Below are 19,708 nucleotides of genomic sequence, written 5' to 3' on the forward strand. Positions count from 1 at the left end.
TACTCAATAGTTAAGTGACGATAGCCTAGGAGATACACCTGTACCCATGCCGAACACAGCAGTTAAGCCCTAGAACGCCGGAAGTAGTTGGGGGTTGCCCCCTGTGAGATATGGTAGTCGCTTAGCATTTATCCGGCATAGCTCAGTTGGTAGTAGCGCATGACTGTTAATCATGATGTCGTAGGTTCGAGTCCTACTGCCGGAGTTATATCTATAAGTAAGACAAGAAGTTCTTGTCTTTTTATATTTATTGTGTTTTTGCAATTTAATTTTTAAGTTCATATTTAATAAAAAGCTTGAAGATTATTCTTCAAGCTTTTTATGTTTATTAAAAAATGCTTCATAAAGGGCTTTAATGGCAGCTTTTTCTTGTTCGGAATTTACTACAAGCATGATAGAAACTTCGCTAGATCCTTGTGAAATCATCTGGATGTTAATTTTGTTGTCTGATAGAGCCTTTGTAGCAGTTGCAGTTAGACCGATATGGCTTTTCATTTGCTCACCTACAATCATGATGATAGACAAGCCGTGTTCGATTTCTGCATGATCTACTTCAATTTTTTGTGTAAGTTGACGGAGAATTTCTTCTTCTTTTATTGGGGTTAATTCCCTTTCTCTTAGAATGATTGATAAATCATCGATTCCTGTCGGCATGTGTTCCCAACGAATATTCAATTCTTCCAAGATTTGGAGAACTTTGCGACCGAAACCAACTTCACGGTTCATCAAATATTTTGACATGTTTATACTAACGAAGTTGGAATCTCCTGCAATACCGACAACAGGGATAGCTTTATCAGTATGATTTAGAATAATTTTTGTCCCGGGATGATTAGGGTTATTTGTATTTTTAATAACTAAAGGAATTTTACCACGGTAAGCTGGAATAAGTGCTTCATCATGAAGGACACTAAAACCTGCATATGCAAGTTCACGCATTTCACGATAGGTTAATTCTGGAATAGAGTCTGGTTCATGAATAATACCAGGATGGGCTGCAAAAATGCCATCTACATCAGTGAAGTTTTCATATAGATCAGCTTTAACTCCGGCAGCAATGATTGATCCTGTTATGTCTGAGCCACCTCTAGAGAAAGTACAGATTTGATTGTCTTTAGTTACACCAAAGAAACCAGGTATTACAAGTACTTCTTCAAAGTTGGTTAATTCTTCAATTTTATCATAGCTAGAAGGCAAAATTCTTGCGTTCCCAGGCTCGCTACTGACAAATATTCCTGCATCTCTAGGGTGAATATAACGGGCATTAAGGCCGTTTTTATTAAAGAATGCAGCAACTAGCTTGGCATTATTGTTCTCTCCAGCTGCTAAAAAACTATCATAAAGAAATAAATTATCTTCGATTGGTAGTGTGGCTAGATTTAAAATGCTCTTTGTTATTTTTTCAAGGACAACAGGTTTGAGCTCTAATTCTTCAATCATCTGAGCATATCGATTAATGATCCATTCTTGGTGTGGAGTGACATCGCCTTCTTCAACGTAAGCTCGGTAATATTTGATTAGTGCGTCTGTAACCTTTGTATCAGATTCCTCTCGTTTTCCGGGTGCTGAAACAACTACAAACTTTCGATCGGAATCAGATTTTACAATATTTAAAACTTTTTCTAATTGAGTTGCAGAGGCAAGTGAACTACCACCAAATTTGACAACTTTCATATTCTCTCCTAAAGGGTTTTGTTATTATTCAGACAATTTGTAATATTGCTTCTTTACATTATAGCAAATATCAAGCATAGTGTCAGTTTTTTTAGGAATAAAAAGTAGAAAAGCCGAACTATTGCTTTATTCTTTCAGATTTTGTTTTGAGAAAATAAAATTTTGTGCTAGAATATTTTAAAAGCAACAATTTGATATTCAAAATATTTGCATATCAAATCAAATTGCTAAGATAGAATTTGGAGAAGTGATATGACATTTACAAATATTTTCTACGAAGTTCTGGACGAAGTAGCTGTTCTTACCTTTAACCGACCAGAGGTTTCTAACGGATTTAATATTCCAATGTGCCAAGAAATTTTAGAAGCAATTTCATTGGTTGCGTCAGATGATAGTGTAAAAATTTTGCTTATCAAGGCAAATGGTAAGGTTTTTTCAGTTGGAGGAGATTTAGCAGAAATGCAGCGTGCTGTTGATGCGGATGATATCCAATCCTTAGTGAAGATTGCTGAGTTAGTAAATGTTATTTCCTTTGAGATGAAGAAATTACCTAAGCCTGTCATCATGAGTGTCGATGGGCCTGTTGCAGGTGCTGCTGCTAATATGGTTGTTGCTGCTGATTTTTGTATTGCAAGTGAAAAAGCGCGATTTATTCAGGCTTTCGTTGGAGTTGGATTAGCTCCAGACGCGGGAGGATTGTATCTACTAACTCGTGCTATTGGTGTGACTCGTGCAACCCACCTTGTCATGACTGGTGAGGCTTTGACAGCTGAAAAAGCTTTGGAATACGGGATTCTTTATCGACTTTGTGAATCTGAAAAGTTGGAGAAAACAACAGAGCAATTAATCAAAAAACTAAAACGTGGTTCAGGAAATTCGTATAAGGCAATGAAAGAAATGATTTGGAAAAGTCAATTTTCTGATTGGGAAGAATATGCAGAATTGGAATTGCACTTACAAAAGTCGTTAGCTTTCACTGAAGATTTTAAAGAAGGGGTCTGTGCTTATTCAGAAAAGCGTCGTCCTAAATTTCAAGGAAAATAATATTCGTTTAATTGAAATTATATAAATTGAAAAAAAGTAAATCATTTTCAAAAAGAACTTGCAAAAATATTTGGACTTTGATATAATTTGATAGTCAAATGTTTTGATGCTTGAATATTTATAAAGGGGGATGGATGATTGAATTACCAATTAGTAAATGATTATTTGACGTCGATTTTTAATAATGTATTGGTGATTGAAGAGTCCAGTTTGCGGGGCAGTCGCTTCAATGACGTCTCTATCAAAGAAATGCATACGATTGATGTTATTGGCGAAACTCCCAATGCAACTCCTAGTGACATTTCTAGAGAGCTTATGGTGACTCTAGGAACTGTGACAACGAGCTTAAATAATCTGGAGCGAAAAGGGTATGTAGAACGAACTCGTTCTGATATTGATCGTCGTGTGGTTCATTTGAGTTTGACGAAAAGTGGTCGTCTTTTGTATCGTTTGCATCGACGGTTTCATCATTCAATGCTAGACAAGATTATTGCTGGTATGAGCAGGGATGAGATTCAAGTCATGCAAAAAGGCTTGAAAAATCTTTATCAGTTTCTTGAGGACTTAAAATAATGAAATTTGCAAAAATCAGTCAAGTTGCTCATTATGCGCCTGAGCAAGTCGTTACGAATGATGATTTAGCCCAAATCATGGATACAAGTGATGAATGGATTTCAAGTCGGACAGGAATCAAAAAGCGTCATATTTCTCATCATGAATCGACAAGCGATTTAGCTACAAGAGTTGCCTTAGATTTGCTGAAAAAGTCAGGGATTTCTGCTCAAGATCTTGACTTTATTATTGTTGCTACTATTACGCCAGATTCATTGATGCCATCAACAGCTGCTCGTGTTCAGGCTAATATTGGGGCAAAGAAAGCATTTGCTTATGATTTAGTAGCTGCTTGTAGTGGCTTTGTATTTGCTCTTTCGACAGCTGAAAAACTTATATCTTCAGGTGTTTATCAGAAGGGGTTGGTTATTGGAAGTGAAACCTTATCAAAGGTTGTAGATTGGTCTGATCGAGGCACTGCGGTCTTGTTTGGTGATGGTGCGGGAGGAGTCTTGCTGGAAAGCACTTCTGATCAACATTTTCTTGCAGAAATCCAGAAAACGGATGGTTCTCGTGGAGAAAGTCTCACCTCTTGCCAAATTGGTTTGCAATCGCCTTTTGCACAGACTGAGGATGATGAAAAATATTTGACAATGGATGGTAGGGCAATTTTTGATTTTGCTATTCGAGATGTTGCTCAGTCCATTAAAGATACGATTGAAGCTAGTCCGCTGGAAGTTGATGAAATAGATTATTTCTTGCTCCATCAGGCTAATGATCGTATTTTGAATAAAATAGCGAAAAAGCTTGGTGTTTCAAGAGATAAAATTCCAGCTAATATGATGGAATATGGAAATACAAGTGCAGCTAGTATCCCTATTTTACTATCTGAGTGTGTCGAGCAAGGCCTTGTTAAGCTAGATGGAAGTCAGAGAATTTTATTATCTGGTTTCGGTGGAGGTTTGACATGGGGAACACTTATTGTTACAATTTAGTTAATCATGTGGTTTTCACATATTAAAAAATATTTTTATTTTAAAGGAGTCTATCATGGCAGTATTTGAAAAAGTACAAGAAATTATTGTAGAAGAACTTGGTAAAGAACCATCAGAAGTTACTCTTGAGTCAACTTTCGATGATCTTGAAGCAGATTCACTTGACTTGTTCCAAGTTATCTCAGAAATCGAAGATGCATTTGACATCCAAATCGAAACTGAAGAAGGTTTGAACACAGTTGGTGATTTGGTTGCTTATGTAGAAGAAAAAACTAAATAAGAAAAAGTAAATGGGGCTGAGAATACGTTCTCGCCCTCTTTTAAAGAAGACGAATTTGAGGTGGCAGTCTTGACTGTCTTTTATCTCTTCTAATGTTTAAGAGGAAACAATAGGCAGAGTAGAGGTTCGATGAAGTCAAGATGGCCGGGGTGGAACGAAAAAGTCTGTTTAAATGATTTTTTATCCACTCCCTCTTGTTTAGGTAATAGTTTGACTGTCAAAGTATAGAAAACATTCGTTTTTAAGAGAATCAAGCTATTACTTAAGCAATGATAAAAGGAAGGTATTATGCAAACACGAATTACAGAATTACTAAATATTAAATATCCTATTTTCCAAGGTGGAATGGCTTGGGTAGCAGATGGAGACTTAGCTGGTGCTGTTTCTAAAGCAGGTGGTTTAGGAATTATCGGTGGAGGCAACGCTCCCAAAGAAGTTGTTAAAGCAAATATTGATAAGATTAAGTCTTTGACAGATAAGCCTTTTGGAGTGAATATCATGCTTTTATCACCTTTCGTTGATGATATTGTTGATTTAGTCATTGAAGAAGGCGTAAAAGTAGTGACAACTGGTGCAGGTAATCCAAGTCGGTATATGGCTCGTTTTCACGAAGCGGGTATTACGGTCATTCCAGTAGTGCCAAGTGTTGCTCTCGCTAAGAGGATGGAAAAAATTGGTGCAGATGCTGTTATTGCTGAGGGAATGGAAGCCGGAGGTCATATTGGGAAATTGACAACGATGGCCCTTACTCGGCAAGTTGTAGAAGCGGTCAATATCCCTGTTATTGCAGCTGGAGGTATTGCAGATGGTTCAGGTGCAGCTGCTGGCTTTATGTTAGGAGCAGAAGCAGTTCAATTAGGAACTCGCTTTGTGGTTGCTAAGGAATCAAATGCTCATCAAAATTATAAAGATATGATTTTGAAGGCGCGCGATATTGATACAACAATTTCAGCTCAGCATTTTGGTCATGCAGTCCGCGCTTTGAAAAATAAGCTGACAAGAGATTTTGAAAAAGCTGAAAAAGAAGCTTTCAAACAAGAAAATCCAGATTTAACAGTATTCGAAAATCTTGGTGCGGGTGCCTTAGCAAATGCAGTTGTCCGTGGAGATGTTGAGAATGGTTCGGTCATGTCAGGACAAATTGCTGGTCTGGTCAGCAAGGAAGAGACCGTTGAAGAAATATTGAAAGATGTTTACTATGGTGCTGCTGAAAGAATTCAGCAAGAAGCTAAACGTTGGGCAGGAGTAACTAGAAATGACTAAAAAAGCCTTTCTGTTTGCTGGTCAGGGGGCACAGTACCTTGGTATGGGACGTGAGCTCTATGATCAATATGACGTGGTGAAATCAACTTTTGAGGAAGCTAGTCAAATTTTAGGCTATGATGTGCGTGATTTGATTGATAATGATGAAGAAAAATTGAATCAGACCCGCTATACCCAGCCAGCAATTTTGACTACGTCTCTGGCCATTTACCGTTTGTTAATTCAAGAAGGAATTCATCCTGATATGGTTGCTGGTCTTTCTTTAGGAGAATACTCTGCTTTGGTGGCTTCTGGAGCCTTAGATTTTCAAAGCGCTCTAGCTTTGGTTGCTAAACGCGGAGCCTTCATGGAAGAAGCAGCTCCAGCAGGTTCTGGTAAAATGGTGGCAGTTCTTAATGCTGATTTAGATCTGATAGAGAATGCATGTAAAAAGGCCAGTGCGCTTGGCGTAGTGTCTCCAGCTAACTATAATACACCTAGCCAGATTGTAATTGGTGGAGAGGCTGAAGCAGTGGATAAAGCTGTAGAGCTTTTGCAAGAAGCTGGGGTAAAGAGATTGATTCCACTCAACGTATCAGGACCTTTCCACACTGCTCTATTGAAACCTGCTAGTGATTTATTAGCTGAAGCTTTAGAAAATGTCAATTTTTCTGACTTTAAAGTTCCTCTGGTAGGGAATACAGAAGCTAGTGTCATGGAAAAGGAACGAATCAAGGAGCTATTAACACGTCAAGTGATGGAGCCAGTTCGCTTTTATGATAGTATTGCCAGAATGCAAGAAGCTGGTGTAACAGAGTTTATCGAGATTGGTCCAGGAAAAGTTCTCTCTGGATTTGTAAAAAAGATTGATAAGTCTGCTGCTATTTATCAAGTTGAAGATCAAGCTAGTTTGACACAACTTCTGGAAAAATGAGGAAACAATATGGAATTAAAAGATAAGAACGTATTGATTACAGGCTCCACTCGGGGAATTGGTCTTGCTATTGCCCATAAATTTGCTAGTCTTGGAGCTAATATTATTTTAAATGGACGTGGAGAAGTCTCAGAGAACGTCTTAGCAGAGTTTAAAGACTACCCGGTGAAGGTTTTTGCAGTTACTGGGGATGTTTCAGATAGTGCTGATGCAAAGCGCATGGTAGAAGAAGCAACTCTAGCTTTGGGTTCAGTTGATGTTTTGGTTAATAATGCAGGAATTACTAAAGATAAACTCATGCTTAAATTGACTGAGGAAGATTTTGAACAAGTGCTAAAGGTTAATTTGACTGGTGCATTTAACATGACGCAAGCTGTTTTAAAACCAATGACTAAGGCGCGTCAGGGAGCTATTATCAATATGTCTAGCGTGGTCGGTTTGACAGGAAATATTGGACAAGCAAACTATGCCGCCTCTAAAGCAGGCTTGATTGGCTTTTCTAAGTCAGTAGCTCGTGAGGTTGCGGCTCGTAATATTCGCGTCAATGTGATTGCCCCAGGATTTATTGAATCTGATATGACTGATGGTTTGCCAGAAAAAATTAAAGAAGCTTCTCTGGCTCAAATACCAATGAAACGTTTTGGTAATACTGAGGAAGTTGCAGATGTTGCAGTCTTTCTTGCCAGTCAGGAATACTTAACAGGTCAGGTAATCACTATCGATGGTGGCTTGACAATGCAATAATTTAGTAAAAGTATAGAAAAAATCTACTTAGAATGCATCTTAGTTGCAATTTTCTAAGTTTAAATCTTACCGTAAAAAGGAGTGTTGAGATGAAACTAAATCGTGTTGTAGTAACTGGCTATGGCCTAACTTCCCCAATTGGAAATACACCAGAAGAATTTTGGACTAGCCTTAAGGAAGGAAAAATTGGTATTGGGCCAATTACTAAGTTTGACCACAGTGAATTTGCTGTTCATAATGCTGCTGAGGTTCAAGATTTTCCTTTTGATAAATACTTCATTAAAAAAGACACTAACCGTTTTGATAATTATTCACTGTATGCTCTTTATGCTGCAGAGGAAGCTGTAAATCATGCTGGTCTTGACGTGGAAGCTATTGATAAAGATCGTTTTGGTGTTATCGTTGCTTCAGGTATCGGTGGTATTAAGGAAATTGAAGATCAAGTTATCCGCTTGCATGAAAAAGGTCCGAAACGAGTGAAACCAATGACACTTCCAAAAGCCTTGCCAAATATGGCTTCTGGGAATGTTGCTATGCGCTTTGGTGCCAATGGTGTTTGTAAGTCCATTAATACAGCGTGTGCCTCATCTAATGATGCAATTGGAGATGCTTTCCGTTCCATTAAATTTGGTTTCCAAGATGTGATGTTAGTTGGTGGTTCTGAAGCATCCATCACTCCTTTTGCGATTGCTGGTTTCCAAGCTTTGACAGCTTTGTCCACAACAGAAGACCCAACTCGTGCATCTATTCCATTTGATAAAGACAGAAATGGTTTTGTCATGGGAGAAGGATCTGGAATGTTGGTGCTGGAAAGTCTAGAACATGCTGAAAAACGTGGTGCAACAATCCTTGCTGAAGTAGTAGGATATGGAAACACATGTGATGCTCACCACATGACCTCACCACATCCAGAAGGACTTGGTGCGATTAAAGCTATTAAACTAGCATTAGAAGAAGCCGAAATCAAGCCTGAAGATGTGGCATATGTTAATGCTCACGGAACTTCTACTCCTGCCAATGAAAAAGGAGAGAGTGGTGCGATTGTATCTGTATTGGGTAAAGATGTCCCTGTTTCTTCTACTAAATCTTTTACAGGTCATTTGCTTGGAGCAGCTGGAGCGGTGGAAGCTATTGCGACTATCGAAGCAATGCGCCATAGCTTTGTGCCAAAAACTGCAGGAACTCAAGAATTGTCTGATTACATTGAAGCCAATGTCATTTTTGGCCAAGGAAAAGAGCAGGAAATCCCTTATGCTATTTCCAATACATTTGGTTTTGGTGGACATAATGCTGTTCTAGCCTTTAAACGTTGGGAGGCATAATAACTTATGAATATCAATGAAATTAAAGACTTGATGGCACAGTTTGACCAATCAAGTTTGCGGGAATTTTCGTATAAAAATCAACAAGATGAACTGACATTCAGTAAAAACGAAGGAAGAATTGTACCTCAAGAGGTTAATGCAAGTCCTCTTCCTACATCTACACCAGTAGCTCCAATTGCTCCAGCTCCTCAGGCAGAAGTAGTTGTTGAACAGCAAGAAGTGCCTGCTGAAGCAGCACCGGCACCAATCGCAGCTGAAGGTGATGTTGTGGAAAGTCCTTTGGTTGGAGTAGCCTATTTAGCAGCCGGACCAGATAAACCTGCTTTTGTGAACGTAGGTGACCAAGTGAAAAAAGGGCAAACCTTGATGATTATCGAGGCTATGAAAGTAATGAACGAAGTACCTGCTCCTAAAGATGGTATTATCACAGAAGTTTTAGTTCAGAATGAAGAAATGGTTGAATTTGGGAAAGGTCTGGTACGCATTAAATGATCGATATCAATGCAATAAAAGAGGCGCTTCCGCATCGTTATCCAATGTTGTTGGTAGATCGTGTATTAGAAGTTAGCGAAGATGAGATTGTTGCTTTAAAAAATGTGACAATTAATGAACCATTCTTTAACGGACATTTTCCACAGTATCCAGTCATGCCGGGTGTTTTGATTATGGAAGCTTTGGCTCAGACTGCGGGGGTATTGGAATTATCTAAAGAAGAAAACAAAGGCAAATTAGTTTTTTATGCGGGAATGGATAAGGTCAAATTCAAGAAACAAGTTGTTCCAGGTGATCAGCTTATCATGACTGCTAAATTTGTGAAACGTCGTGGTACCATTGCGGTTGTTGAAGCTAAAGCAGAAGTAGATGGCAAACTTGCAGCTAGTGGCACCTTGACATTTGCTATTGGCCAATAGAAAAGGGAGATTTCACCATGTTTCGTAAAATATTGATTGCTAACCGTGGGGAAATTGCGGTCAGAATTATTCGTGCGGCTCGAGAATTGGGGATTGCTACAGTGGCGGTCTATTCAACAGCTGATAAAGAAGCCCTTCATACCTTGTTGGCAGACGAAGCTATTTGTATTGGGCCTGCTAAGTCTACGGATTCTTATCTAAATATGAATGCTGTGCTTTCAGCGGCTGTTCTGACAGAAGCTGAAGCTATTCACCCTGGTTTTGGATTTTTGAGTGAAAATTCTAAGTTCGCAACCATGTGTGAGGAAGTTGGTGTGAAATTCATCGGTCCTTCTGGGGCAATCATGGATATGATGGGCGATAAGATTAATGCTCGTGCTCAGATGATTAAAGCTAATGTTCCAGTTATTCCAGGATCTGACGGAGAAGTTTTTACTGCAGAAGAGGCTTTGGAAGTTGCTGAAAAAATTGGCTACCCTGTTATGCTAAAGGCTTCTGCTGGAGGTGGCGGAAAGGGAATCCGTAAGGTTGAAAAGGCTGAAGATTTGGTAGCAGCTTTTGAGTCTGCTTCTAGCGAGGCTAAGGCTGCCTTTGGGAATGGCGCTATGTATATGGAGCGCGTGATTTATCCTGCTCGTCATATTGAAGTGCAGATTTTGGCAGATCAGCATGGACATGTTGTCCATCTGGGCGAACGTGATTGCTCGCTCCAGCGTAATAACCAAAAGGTCTTAGAAGAAGCTCCATCAGTGGCTATCGGGAAGACTCTCCGTCAAAAGATTGGAGATGCAGCTGTACGAGCTGCTCAGTCAGTCGGCTATGAAAATGCTGGAACAATTGAGTTTCTCTATGATGAAAATAAGGGTGAGTTCTACTTTATGGAAATGAACACTCGTGTTCAAGTAGAACATCCTGTAACAGAATTTGTGACTGGTGTAGATATTGTTAAGGAACAGATTCGCATTGCTGATGGTCAAGAACTTTCTTTCACACAAGATGATATTGAAATTCGCGGTCATGCCATCGAATGCCGGATCAATGCTGAAAATCCAGCCTTTAATTTTGCCCCAAGTCCGGGTAAGATTTCAAACCTCTATTTGCCTAGTGGTGGAGTCGGCCTTCGTGTGGACTCAGCTGTTTATCCAGGTTACACCATTCCTCCATACTATGACAGTATGATTGCTAAAATTATTGTTCATGGGGAGAATCGTTTTGATGCTTTGATGAAGATGCAACGGGCTCTCTATGAATTAGAAATCGATGGTGTATTAACCAACAGTGAGTTTCAGTTAGACTTGATTTCAGACTCTCAGGTTATTGCAGGGGATTATGATACAGCCTTTTTAATGGAGAAATTTCTCCCTGCTTACCAAGAAAGATTAAAAGAAGATAAATAAAACCTTTCATAAAGCGAAGGAAGCTAAGCTTTTGTAAAGGGAAACTGTAGTAATAAAGGAGTAAATGATGGCTTTATTCTCCAAAAAGGATAAATATATCCGGATTAATCCTAATCGTTCATATAGGGAACTGCCTCAACAAAAACCAGAGGTACCGGATGAGCTCTTTTCGAAATGTCCTGGTTGTAAGCATACCATTTACCAAAAAGATTTAGGTAGCGATCGTGTTTGTCCTAATTGTGGTTATACTTTCCGTATTACAGCCCTTGAGCGACTTGCTTTAACTGTAGATGAAGATACCTTTGAAGAATTATTTACAGGCATTGAAACGAAAGATCCATTGAATTTTCCTAATTATAAGGACAAATTGGCCCAAATGCGTGAAAAAACTGGCTTGGATGAAGCTGTGTTAACAGGAACTGCTTCCATTAAGGGACAGAAAACTGCTTTGGGAATAATGGACTCAAACTTTATCATGGCTTCCATGGGAAGTGTAGTTGGAGAGAAAATCACACGCTTGTTTGAATATGCAACGGAACTTCGCTTACCAGTAGTTTTGTTTACAGCTTCTGGAGGGGCACGTATGCAGGAAGGGATTATCAGTCTCATGCAGATGGCTAAAATTTCAGCGGCGGTACAAAGACATTCTAAAGCAGGTTTGTTTTATCTGACGATTTTGACAGACCCTACTACTGGTGGGGTAACAGCATCATTTGCAATGGAAGGTGACATTATTTTAGCGGAACCTCAAAGTCTTGTTGGATTCGCTGGTCGTCGAGTTATTGAATCCACTGTTCGTGAAAATTTACCAGATGGTTTTCAAAAGGCAGAATTTCTCTTGGAACATGGTTTTGTAGATGCTATTGTGAAACGAGCGAAATTAAGAGATAAGATTGCTAAATTGTTGGAATTTCATGGAGGGCTGCAATGACAAAGATTACTCGGATTGTAAGAGAAGCGAGAGATCAGACTCGGCTGACGGCTCTTGATTATGCTAAGGCAATTTTTGATGATTTCATTCAATTGCATGGAGATCGCTCTTTTCGAGATGATGGAGCTGTGATTGGAGGCATCGGTAGCCTAGACGGCCGTCCAGTGACTGTTATTGGAATTCAAAAAGGGAAGAATCTTCAAGATAATCTAAAACGGAATTTCGGTCAGCCTCATCCTGAAGGCTATCGCAAGGCTTTGCGTCTAATGAAGCAGGCAGAAAAATTTGGTCGCCCAATCGTTACTTTTATCAATACTGCTGGAGCTTATCCAGGTGTTGGAGCAGAAGAGCGTGGGCAAGGTGAAGCTATTGCTCGAAATCTGATGGAGATGAGTGATCTTAAAGTACCGATTATTGCCATTATTATTGGTGAAGGTGGTTCTGGAGGGGCCTTAGCTCTAGGAGTGGCTAATCGAGTTTGGATGTTAGAGAATTCAATTTATGCAGTTTTGAGTCCAGAAGGCTTTGCTTCTATCTTGTGGAAGGATGGTAGTAGAGCCATGGAAGCTGCTGAGTTAATGAAAATAACATCCCACGAACTTTTGCAAATGGAGATTGTTGATAAGGTAATTGAGGAAACAGGTTTAAGCAATCAGGATTTGATTACTTCTATCAAACAAGAACTTTTAGTTGAATTAGAACAACTTTCTTCATGGAGCGTGGAAGAATTGGTCGACCAACGTTATCAGCGTTTTAGAAAATATTAAGAAGCTTTTTTAAAGACCAAGATATTCTTGTCTTGGTCTCTTTTTACAAATAGTTAGTCTACAATCTATCTTTTTTGCCTAAAATCAGATTTCTTGTGATTAGAGAAGTCAAATGGAAAAAAATCGTTTGTACATTATATTGCGTCTGTAGCAGTAATAATTGGAAGTGTTTTGCCTTGGGGGACTTGTAAACCTAGGTGGATTTGGTGGTTTAAGTGTTTCAGGAATTGAAGGTGATGGGAAAATTATTATAATTTTAGCCATCGGATCTATTGTCTTAGCTATTCTTAAAGATCGCACTCAGCCTTTGATTAAAAACTTTGCTCTGGGAGTTGTGGCTTTGGGAGTTATTGAGACAGCTATTTCTATTTATGCCCTGTTTCGCTTAGGCGATATGAGTGTTAATTTTGGTTATGGTGGTTATGGTATTTCAGTTGGTATAGGTTTGTACTTGACTTCAATTGCTTCAATTGCAACATTTGTTTTAGGATTAATGGCTTTCTCAGGAGGAAAGATTTCAAAAGAAACCTTGACAGATGCAGCCAATGTAAGTAAGGAATTTGCTCAAACTGTTGGCCGTGTAACTTCTGCAACAGTGAAAACTGCTGTAAATGAAATCAAAAAAGAAACCGATCAGCCAAAAGATACAGAAGCACCTGCTGTAGCTGAAGAAGCTAAACAAGTAGAAGCTGACGAAAATAAAGAAGAGCCTACAAAGCTAGTAACAGAAGAAGCAGTTGAAAAACAGGTTCAGTCTGAACCAACAGTAGAAGAGGAAAGCCTAGATCCCATCGTTTCCAATGAAGCAGCAGAAAGTGATAAAGAGTAATCTTCTATAAGAATTGCTAATGAAAAAGTCTTTTAGTAACCATAGAGGTGAAATAATTAAAAAAGAAGCCATAAGGCTTCTTTTTTGGTTTAAACTTTTGTTTGATCACGATAAATTTATGTAAAAAATTTTAGTTTGAATTACTGCATTATATTCTCTTTATAGGACTTATATAAAATATATATTATACAAGCCGTAGAACCTATGTTAAGATAGTTGCTAATTAAAAGAAAAGAGGTCATTTATGTCAGAATTTACTATCCATACAATTGAATCCGCACCTGCTGAAGTGAAGGAAGTCTTGGAAACTGTTCAAAAAGATAATGGTGGCTATATTCCCAATCTTATCGGTCTTTTGGCCAATGCGCCAACGGCTTTGGAAACGTATCGGACGGTTGGAGCCATCAATCGCCGCAACAGCCTGACACCGACTGAGCGTGAAGTAGTGCAGATTACGGCTGCAGTTACCAATGGCTGTGCTTTCTGTGTAGCGGGCCATACAGCCTTTTCAATCAAGCAGATTCAAATGAATGATGATCTTTTGGAGGCTCTGCGCAATCGTACTCCGATTGATACAGATCCGAAGCTAGATACGCTTGCTAAATTTACCATTGCTGTCATCAATACCAAGGGACGGGTCGGAGATGAAGCGTTAGAGGACTTCCTAGAAGCGGGCTATACGCATGAGAATGCTCTGGATGTAGTTCTAGGTGTCAGTCTTGCGACTCTTTGCAATTATGCCAATAATCTGGCCAACACGCCAATTAATCCGGAATTGCAGCCTTATGCCTAGTCTTTGAGGAGGTGGCAAATGACATTTTTTTCAGAAGAGTTTATCAACTGGTTGGATGACCACGCTGATCAGATTGACAAAGAATCCTGTGCAGCGGGTAACCAACTGATTGAGCGTATCGCCGCTGAAGGAGCCTTTCGGGTTGGCGTTCCAGAAGAGCTGGGAGGCCGAGGTGGCAATGATACGGATGTGATTGAAGTGCTCAAGGAGCTGGCTCACCATTCTTTGACCGCTTCCTTTATCTCTTGGGGGCAAAGGACCTTTATTGATAACATTTTAAAATCTCCTAATCCCTACTTTAGAGACCACTATTTGGAAGGGCTCTTGTCAGGGGAATATGCAGGTGCGACAGCCCTGTCCAATGCCGTTAAATTCTTGTCGGACCTAGAAGAGTTAAATGTGTCTATTGTGGAGGAAGACGGACATCTTTATCTCAAGGGACGTCTGCCTTGGGTAACCAATGCTCGCGCGGATCGTTTCCTCAGCATATTTGTTGCTGGTTTCGAAGACGGGAGCCGCCAGCCGCTGGTTCTGGCTGTGCCATCTGACGCAGAGAATTTCTCCCGTTCAGCGGATTTAGAGTTTGTATCCTTGCAAGGGGGAAATACAGCTGCCCTGACCTTTAACCATGTGCCTTTGCAAGAGGAATGGATTCTTGCTCAAGATGCCCAGGCTTTTTTGGCAGAAAATCGCCCAGCTTTTCTCGGTTACCAGTTTGGTTTGGCTCTTGGCCTAGCAGAGAAGTCTCTGGAGGAGGTTGAAGCTAATCTGTCAGTCCGCTCTATTTTGAGAGAGGAGTGGGAGGAGCAAGTGGCTGCTCTGACTACGATCCAGGAACAGCTCTATAGAGGTCTTCTCCAGCCTGGTTATTTTGTTGAACGTCCTAAGGAGCTCTTCCAGCTGCGAATTGATATAGTTGATGTGGTAGCTCAAAGTCTGCTCTTGGAGCTGCAGGCTAGTGGAGGCAGAGGATATTTGAGTAATTCGACTTCTGGCTTTATCCGTCGTTGGAACGAAGGAGCATTTCTTCCCATTGTCTCACCGAGTGCAGTCCAGCTGCGGCATATTTTAGAAGTTTCATAGAAATGATGGCAAATTAAGTGGGATGGACATTAAGACAATGATACAAAAGAGTCACTGTGTAAGCAATTAAAGGTGCTCTAGTTTCTTGTATAGTCTTGATGATTTGCTTATTTCTGACACTAATGTAGCCATATCATCTCAAAGCAATTGACAGGATCGTCATAAGCTAATATTATTAATTATTTTTACTCCTTATTTCAAGTTTAGTAGGCTACCTTTTACTTATTTCCTATGCGAGCTAGATATATTTTGTGGAAGCAGTTAAGTTGCTATATATCCTTTCTGGCTGTTGAGATGTCATATATGTTTATTTTTACGATACAGAGTCATTGCTGGCCAGAAAGATAAGAAAAAATCCAAGATGATACTCTTTGAAAATCTGTTTTTGATTTTCTCTGAGTTGATCTCGGATTTTTTTATTTTAGTAAAATAAGTCTGTACTTAGACCTAGTGATATAGGCAAAGTATCAGGAGAATCTGCTTTTATTTTGGTGAGATGACTTCTAATCCACCCATGTACGGACGCAGAACCTCTGGGATAGTCACAGATCCATCTTCGTTTTGGTAATTTTCTAAGATAGCAGCCACTGTGCGTCCGACAGCCAGTCCAGAACCGTTGAGAGTATGAAGGAGTTTGACCTTGCCATCTGCTTCGTCACGGTAGCGAATTTGAGCTCGACGGGCTTGGAAATCTTCTGTGTTAGAGCAACTAGAGATTTCACGGTAGGTGTTCTGAGCAGGAATCCAAACTTCCAAGTCGTAGGTCTTAGCGGCTGAGAAGCCCATATCTCCAGTACAGAGTGCTACAACGCGGTAAGGCAGGTTCAGCTTTTGCAGGATATTTTCTGCGTTGGCAGTCATCTTTTCTAGCTCTTCATAAGATTCTTCTGGCTTGGCAAATTTCACCATTTCAACCTTGTGGAATTGGTGCAGACGGATGAGACCGCGCGTATCACGACCAGCAGAGCCAGCTTCAGAGCGGAATGATGGGCTCATAGCCGTGAAGTAGATTGGCAATTCTTTGCCGTCAAGAATCTCGTCTCGATAATAGTTAGTCAGCGGAACTTCAGCAGTCGGAATCAGAACGAAGTTAGTATCGCTTAGTTCAAACGTATCCTCTTTAAACTTAGGATATTGCCCAGTCCCAAACATGGAATCGTGGTTTACCATATAAGGAGTGATGACTTCTGTATAGCCTTCTTTACCATGCTCATCCAGCATGAAGTTGTAGATAGCACGCTCAAGTCTTGCACCTAAGCCCTTATAGAAGAGGAAGCGAGCACCAGTAACTTTTGCCCCACGTTCCCAGTCCAGGATGTCCAAATCTTCACCCAAATCCCAGTGAGCTTTAGCTTCAAAGTCAAATTGGCGCGGTGTACCCCAGCGACGGACTTCGACGTTTTCGTCCTCATCTGCTCCGACAGGAACACTTTCGTGCGGGATGTTAGGCAGAGTGGTAGTGAACTCAGTCAACTTAGCGTCTAGCTCTGCCAAGGTTGCGTCTAAGTTCTTGACCTCAGCAGAAAGTTTTTGCATAGCAGCAATCTTGTCATCTGCATTTTCTTTGTTGCGTTTGGCTTGGGCAATTTCGGCAGAAACAGTATTGCGCTCTGCCTTTAGCTCTTCGACCTTGACCAATAAATCCCGACGTTCTTTGTCAATGGTTTTCATTTGGTTAAGGGTAGCGGCATCAACACCTCGCGTAGCTAATTTTGTAGCTACAGTATCAAAGTCCGTACGGATACGTTTTAAATCTAACATAGGTACCTCCAAAAATAAAAGCACTCTATGAAACTGTTGGAGCGGCAGAGCCGCGGTTCCATCCAACTTCACAAAAGTGCACTTGCTTAATTATTCATTTTTAAACTAACGGTAGAATTTCCTATTTTCTCCTTATCTGCTCACAGCCGCCGCAGACTTTCTGAAAAGTGCCCAATAGTACTTATCCGTTTCCTAGATTATACTAGAAAATCTATTTTTTTGCAAATAGGTTTTTAAAAAATTTGCCAATTGTTTGTATCAAAGTAGGAAGTCTAACGACCTTATCATCTCCAACATACTCTCTTGCGATTTTGAGAATTTTACCAGAGTCTTTGGAAGCAAAGAGGAATTTTCCTTGATCTGTAAAGACTTCAAAATGTCGACTGATGCTCTTGCCTGAGACATTAGCGCCAATAGCTGTGATATTGGCCCAAGGAAGCTGAATGTAGTCCTCTACGTTAGCATCAGCATAGAACTCTAGCGCCTGATCACCGATAAGAAATTTCCCTACTTTACCACCAAATGCACCAAGGTAGGACACCCCTGTTGTTTGATAATCGATTGTTTTGTTTTGTGATTGCGCCATAATTGCTCCTTCAAAGTAAATCTCTTTCTATTATACCACAAGAAAAAGAAGGCCGAAACCTTCTTTTTTGATTACATAATCTTGAAGTAGTGAGCAACAATACCGACTGCAAAGAGTGCAAGGATGATGACGATTGGAGACACTTTCTTCTTCAATAAGTACATGCAAAGGAGTGTAAGCAACAATCCAGAAAGTCCAGGAATCAGCATATCCAAGTTTTGTTGGAAACTTGTAACCTTTTCAGGTGTTTGAGATAAGCCTTGACCTACTTGAGCAAAAGCTTCTTGAATACCTTTGTAGCCGTCAGACAATTTATCCCAGTGGATATAAGCTTTTTCATCTAGTTGAACTTTAGAAACATCAAAAGCAAATTTAATGTTTACCCAACGTTGTACAAGGACCGCGAGGATGAACATACCAAGGATTGAAGCTCCTTTGGTAATGTCTTGAAGGATACCACCTGACATGTCTTTTGTAATCTCAGAACCTGCTTTGTAACCCAATTCTTGAGTATACCACAAGAAGGCCATACGAATTGCATTCCAAAGAACGAAGAAAAGAAGTGGGCCAAGGATATTCCCTGTCAAGGCAAGAGAAGCACCAAGAGCTCCAAGGATAGGACGAACAGTGAACCAGAAGACTGGATCTCCGATACCAGCGAGAGGTCCCATCATACCGATTTTAACCCCTTGGATAGCTGCGTCATCGATTTCAACACCGTTAGCGCGTTCTTCTTCAAGAGCGAGAGTAACCCCCATAATTGGAGCGGCTACGTATGGGTGAGTGTTAAAGAATTCCAAGTGGCGCTCAAGGGCTGCAGCCTGGTCTTCTTTTTTAGTGTACAATCTTTTAATTGCTGGGATTAGTGAATAAGCCCAACCCAAGTTTTGCATCCGTTCATAGTTCCAAGAACCTTGTAAGAAAGTAGAACGCCACCAAACTTTTTGACGATCTGATTTTGTTAATTGCAGTTTTTCAGTCATGATTCGTTTCTCCTTTCTTAGTAGTCCTCTAAAATATCGCCGATTGGATCGTTAGATGAAGCGACAGTACCGCCACCGTTTCCACCTTTTTTAGATAGGTTCAAGTAGATAAGAGCTAAAGCAACACCGATTGCACCAAAACCAATCAAAGTGATATCTGAAACAGCTGCTAAGACAAAACCAATCGCAAAGAATGGCCATACTTCGCGGGTTGCCATCATGTTGATAACCATTGCGTAACCAACGGCAACAACCATACCACCACCGATAGACATACCATCTTTCAACCAGTCAGGCATAGCGTTAAGAGCTGCTTGAACAGATTGGGTAGGAACCATCAAAAGAAGAGCGGCTGGGATGGCAATACGAAGACCTTGCATAAGAAGGGCGATAAAGTGAGCGCGTTCAACTCCTTTGATGTCACCTTTTTTAGCGGCAGCATCAGCAGCATGGACCAAACCAACTGAAAGAGTACGAACGATCATAGTGAGGAAAAGACCAGCAACGGCAAGAGGAATAGCAACAGTTTGTGCTACACCGATTCCTGTTTTTGAAAAATCTCCACCAAGAACCATGATGATAGCAGCAGCTACTGATGCAAGAGCAGCATCTGGCGCCACGGCAGCACCGATATTTGCCCATCCAAGAGCGATTAGCTGAAGTGAACCACCCAGAATAACACCGGCAGTTAAGTTACCTGTTACCAAACCAATCAAAGTACATGCAACAATTGGTTGGTGGAATTGGAATTGGTCCAAGATACCTTCAAGACCAGCAAGGAAGGCAACAAAGACCACTAAAACCATAGAAATAATAGACATGATTTATAATTATCCTTTCATGAGATATGAGGACGTAAAATAGTCAGGCAAAACCT

Annotated in this window: 21 protein-coding genes, 1 tRNA gene and 1 rRNA gene; 18 read left to right on the plus strand and 5 right to left on the minus strand. The window is 40.3% G+C overall.

What is annotated here, in order from left to right; translation table 11 throughout:
* The first annotated feature begins 10 nt into the window (after nucleotides 1-10).
* Together rrf and PCY09_RS08280 are read left to right on the plus strand one after the other, a co-directional pair.
* Nucleotides 11-126 (plus strand): 5S ribosomal RNA (gene rrf / locus PCY09_RS08275).
* Between the two features lie 5 nt (nucleotides 127-131).
* A tRNA-Asn gene (locus PCY09_RS08280) sits at nucleotides 132-205 on the plus strand.
* 98 nt (nucleotides 206-303) lie between these two features.
* Here the strand turns inward: PCY09_RS08280 and PCY09_RS08285 are convergent.
* Nucleotides 304-1,674: an aspartate kinase gene (locus tag PCY09_RS08285; protein ID WP_061600582.1), complete on the minus strand. Its 1,371-nt coding sequence runs from the start codon at nucleotides 1,672-1,674 to the stop codon at nucleotides 304-306.
* Nucleotides 1,675-1,926: 252 nt separating this feature from the next.
* On the opposite strand from PCY09_RS08285, the gene PCY09_RS08290 reads away from it, so the two are divergent.
* The 16 genes from PCY09_RS08290 to PCY09_RS08365 all read left to right on the plus strand — a co-directional run bounded on the left by PCY09_RS08290 (nucleotide 1,927) and on the right by PCY09_RS08365 (nucleotide 15,501).
* On the plus strand, nucleotides 1,927-2,718 hold the full coding sequence (locus tag PCY09_RS08290; protein ID WP_061600580.1) for an enoyl-CoA hydratase: 792 nt from the start codon (nucleotides 1,927-1,929) through the stop codon (nucleotides 2,716-2,718).
* Between the two features lie 138 nt (nucleotides 2,719-2,856).
* The gene (locus tag PCY09_RS08295; RefSeq protein WP_008809618.1) at nucleotides 2,857-3,291 is read left to right on the plus strand and encodes a MarR family winged helix-turn-helix transcriptional regulator; all 435 of its coding nucleotides are present in this window, start codon (nucleotides 2,857-2,859) and stop codon (nucleotides 3,289-3,291) included.
* Nucleotides 3,291-4,265, plus strand: coding sequence for a beta-ketoacyl-ACP synthase III (locus PCY09_RS08300; protein ID WP_061602180.1), 975 nt, complete (start codon nucleotides 3,291-3,293; stop codon nucleotides 4,263-4,265). Before PCY09_RS08295 ends, PCY09_RS08300 begins: the two co-directional genes overlap by 1 nt.
* A 55-nt stretch (nucleotides 4,266-4,320) precedes the next feature.
* Nucleotides 4,321-4,545 carry an acyl carrier protein gene (locus tag PCY09_RS08305; protein WP_002893611.1) on the plus strand — a complete coding sequence of 75 codons (225 nt, stop codon included), beginning with the start codon at nucleotides 4,321-4,323 and terminating at the stop codon, nucleotides 4,543-4,545.
* A gap of 288 nt (nucleotides 4,546-4,833) precedes the next feature.
* Entirely contained in the window at nucleotides 4,834-5,808 is a 975-nt protein-coding gene (gene fabK / locus PCY09_RS08310; RefSeq protein ID WP_008809616.1) for an enoyl-[acyl-carrier-protein] reductase FabK, read from the plus strand.
* Nucleotides 5,801-6,721 carry an ACP S-malonyltransferase gene (gene fabD / locus PCY09_RS08315; RefSeq protein ID WP_061583133.1) on the plus strand — a complete coding sequence of 307 codons (921 nt, stop codon included), beginning with the start codon at nucleotides 5,801-5,803 and terminating at the stop codon, nucleotides 6,719-6,721. Before fabK ends, fabD begins: the two co-directional genes overlap by 8 nt.
* 9 nt (nucleotides 6,722-6,730) lie before the next feature.
* On the plus strand, nucleotides 6,731-7,465 hold the full coding sequence (fabG, locus tag PCY09_RS08320; protein WP_061602181.1) for a 3-oxoacyl-[acyl-carrier-protein] reductase: 735 nt from the start codon (nucleotides 6,731-6,733) through the stop codon (nucleotides 7,463-7,465).
* Between the two features lie 89 nt (nucleotides 7,466-7,554).
* Nucleotides 7,555-8,787 (plus strand): beta-ketoacyl-ACP synthase II, encoded by a 1,233-nt coding sequence (gene fabF / locus PCY09_RS08325; RefSeq protein WP_008809613.1) that lies wholly within the window; start codon nucleotides 7,555-7,557, stop codon nucleotides 8,785-8,787.
* Between the two features lie 6 nt (nucleotides 8,788-8,793).
* Nucleotides 8,794-9,282, plus strand: a complete 489-nt coding sequence (gene accB, locus PCY09_RS08330; RefSeq protein ID WP_061600574.1) for an acetyl-CoA carboxylase biotin carboxyl carrier protein — start codon at nucleotides 8,794-8,796, stop codon at nucleotides 9,280-9,282.
* Complete coding sequence (fabZ, locus tag PCY09_RS08335) at nucleotides 9,279-9,701, plus strand: 3-hydroxyacyl-ACP dehydratase FabZ (protein ID WP_008809611.1); 423 nt, start codon at nucleotides 9,279-9,281, stop codon at nucleotides 9,699-9,701. Before accB ends, fabZ begins: the two co-directional genes overlap by 4 nt.
* Before the next feature lie 17 nt (nucleotides 9,702-9,718).
* Nucleotides 9,719-11,098: an acetyl-CoA carboxylase biotin carboxylase subunit gene (locus tag PCY09_RS08340; protein ID WP_008809610.1), complete on the plus strand. Its 1,380-nt coding sequence runs from the start codon at nucleotides 9,719-9,721 to the stop codon at nucleotides 11,096-11,098.
* Between the two features lie 67 nt (nucleotides 11,099-11,165).
* The gene (accD, locus tag PCY09_RS08345) at nucleotides 11,166-12,029 is read left to right on the plus strand and encodes an acetyl-CoA carboxylase, carboxyltransferase subunit beta (protein ID WP_125397281.1); all 864 of its coding nucleotides are present in this window, start codon (nucleotides 11,166-11,168) and stop codon (nucleotides 12,027-12,029) included.
* Nucleotides 12,026-12,796, plus strand: coding sequence for an acetyl-CoA carboxylase carboxyl transferase subunit alpha (locus tag PCY09_RS08350; protein WP_045504127.1), 771 nt, complete (start codon nucleotides 12,026-12,028; stop codon nucleotides 12,794-12,796). The genes accD and PCY09_RS08350 overlap by 4 nt, the downstream gene beginning before the upstream one ends.
* 160 nt (nucleotides 12,797-12,956) lie before the next feature.
* A complete protein-coding gene (locus tag PCY09_RS08355; RefSeq protein WP_227250374.1) occupies nucleotides 12,957-13,625 on the plus strand; it encodes a hypothetical protein in 669 nt (222 codons plus the stop codon).
* A gap of 244 nt (nucleotides 13,626-13,869) precedes the next feature.
* Nucleotides 13,870-14,418, plus strand: coding sequence for a carboxymuconolactone decarboxylase family protein (locus tag PCY09_RS08360; RefSeq protein ID WP_046165209.1), 549 nt, complete (start codon nucleotides 13,870-13,872; stop codon nucleotides 14,416-14,418).
* 18 nt (nucleotides 14,419-14,436) lie between these two features.
* On the plus strand, nucleotides 14,437-15,501 hold the full coding sequence (locus tag PCY09_RS08365) for an acyl-CoA dehydrogenase family protein (RefSeq protein ID WP_061602183.1): 1,065 nt from the start codon (nucleotides 14,437-14,439) through the stop codon (nucleotides 15,499-15,501).
* A 483-nt stretch (nucleotides 15,502-15,984) separates the two neighbouring features.
* On the opposite strand, the gene serS is transcribed toward PCY09_RS08365, so the two are convergent.
* From serS to PCY09_RS08385, 4 genes are all read right to left on the minus strand, one after another.
* Nucleotides 15,985-17,262, minus strand: coding sequence for a serine--tRNA ligase (gene serS / locus PCY09_RS08370; RefSeq protein WP_061602184.1), 1,278 nt, complete (start codon nucleotides 17,260-17,262; stop codon nucleotides 15,985-15,987).
* 211 nt (nucleotides 17,263-17,473) lie between these two features.
* Nucleotides 17,474-17,848, minus strand: coding sequence for a DUF956 family protein (locus tag PCY09_RS08375; RefSeq protein WP_048777611.1), 375 nt, complete (start codon nucleotides 17,846-17,848; stop codon nucleotides 17,474-17,476).
* Between the two features lie 71 nt (nucleotides 17,849-17,919).
* Entirely contained in the window at nucleotides 17,920-18,831 is a 912-nt protein-coding gene (locus PCY09_RS08380; protein ID WP_012130737.1) for a PTS system mannose/fructose/sorbose family transporter subunit IID, read from the minus strand.
* A 17-nt stretch (nucleotides 18,832-18,848) separates the two neighbouring features.
* Nucleotides 18,849-19,652 (minus strand): PTS mannose/fructose/sorbose transporter subunit IIC, encoded by an 804-nt coding sequence (locus PCY09_RS08385; RefSeq protein ID WP_061596369.1) that lies wholly within the window; start codon nucleotides 19,650-19,652, stop codon nucleotides 18,849-18,851.
* Nucleotides 19,653-19,708: the final 56 nt, after the last annotated feature.

This window comes from Streptococcus sp. SG2 (assembly GCF_030439925.1).
Taxonomy (GTDB): Bacteria; Bacillota; Bacilli; order Lactobacillales; family Streptococcaceae; genus Streptococcus; species Streptococcus gordonii.

Excerpts from the sequence above, each read along its gene's own strand:
- fabZ (WP_008809611.1), top strand. The coding sequence starts at position 9,279 with ATGATCGATATCAATGCAATAAAAGAGGCGCTTCCGCATCGTTATCCA.
- PCY09_RS08305 (WP_002893611.1), top strand. The coding sequence starts at position 4,321 with ATGGCAGTATTTGAAAAAGTACAAGAAATTATTGTAGAAGAACTTGGT.
- PCY09_RS08380 (WP_012130737.1), bottom strand. The coding sequence starts at position 18,831 with ATGACTGAAAAACTGCAATTAACAAAATCAGATCGTCAAAAAGTTTGG.
- PCY09_RS08385 (WP_061596369.1), bottom strand. The coding sequence starts at position 19,652 with ATGTCTATTATTTCTATGGTTTTAGTGGTCTTTGTTGCCTTCCTTGCT.
- PCY09_RS08300 (WP_061602180.1), top strand. The coding sequence starts at position 3,291 with ATGAAATTTGCAAAAATCAGTCAAGTTGCTCATTATGCGCCTGAGCAA.
- PCY09_RS08285 (WP_061600582.1), bottom strand. The coding sequence starts at position 1,674 with ATGAAAGTTGTCAAATTTGGTGGTAGTTCACTTGCCTCTGCAACTCAA.
- fabK (WP_008809616.1), top strand. The coding sequence starts at position 4,834 with ATGCAAACACGAATTACAGAATTACTAAATATTAAATATCCTATTTTC.
- accB (WP_061600574.1), top strand. The coding sequence starts at position 8,794 with ATGAATATCAATGAAATTAAAGACTTGATGGCACAGTTTGACCAATCA.
- PCY09_RS08350 (WP_045504127.1), top strand. The coding sequence starts at position 12,026 with ATGACAAAGATTACTCGGATTGTAAGAGAAGCGAGAGATCAGACTCGG.
- PCY09_RS08375 (WP_048777611.1), bottom strand. The coding sequence starts at position 17,848 with ATGGCGCAATCACAAAACAAAACAATCGATTATCAAACAACAGGGGTG.
- fabD (WP_061583133.1), top strand. The coding sequence starts at position 5,801 with ATGACTAAAAAAGCCTTTCTGTTTGCTGGTCAGGGGGCACAGTACCTT.
- accD (WP_125397281.1), top strand. The coding sequence starts at position 11,166 with ATGGCTTTATTCTCCAAAAAGGATAAATATATCCGGATTAATCCTAAT.
- PCY09_RS08360 (WP_046165209.1), top strand. The coding sequence starts at position 13,870 with ATGTCAGAATTTACTATCCATACAATTGAATCCGCACCTGCTGAAGTG.
- PCY09_RS08340 (WP_008809610.1), top strand. The coding sequence starts at position 9,719 with ATGTTTCGTAAAATATTGATTGCTAACCGTGGGGAAATTGCGGTCAGA.
- PCY09_RS08290 (WP_061600580.1), top strand. The coding sequence starts at position 1,927 with ATGACATTTACAAATATTTTCTACGAAGTTCTGGACGAAGTAGCTGTT.
- fabG (WP_061602181.1), top strand. The coding sequence starts at position 6,731 with ATGGAATTAAAAGATAAGAACGTATTGATTACAGGCTCCACTCGGGGA.
- PCY09_RS08365 (WP_061602183.1), top strand. The coding sequence starts at position 14,437 with ATGACATTTTTTTCAGAAGAGTTTATCAACTGGTTGGATGACCACGCT.
- serS (WP_061602184.1), bottom strand. The coding sequence starts at position 17,262 with ATGTTAGATTTAAAACGTATCCGTACGGACTTTGATACTGTAGCTACA.
- fabF (WP_008809613.1), top strand. The coding sequence starts at position 7,555 with ATGAAACTAAATCGTGTTGTAGTAACTGGCTATGGCCTAACTTCCCCA.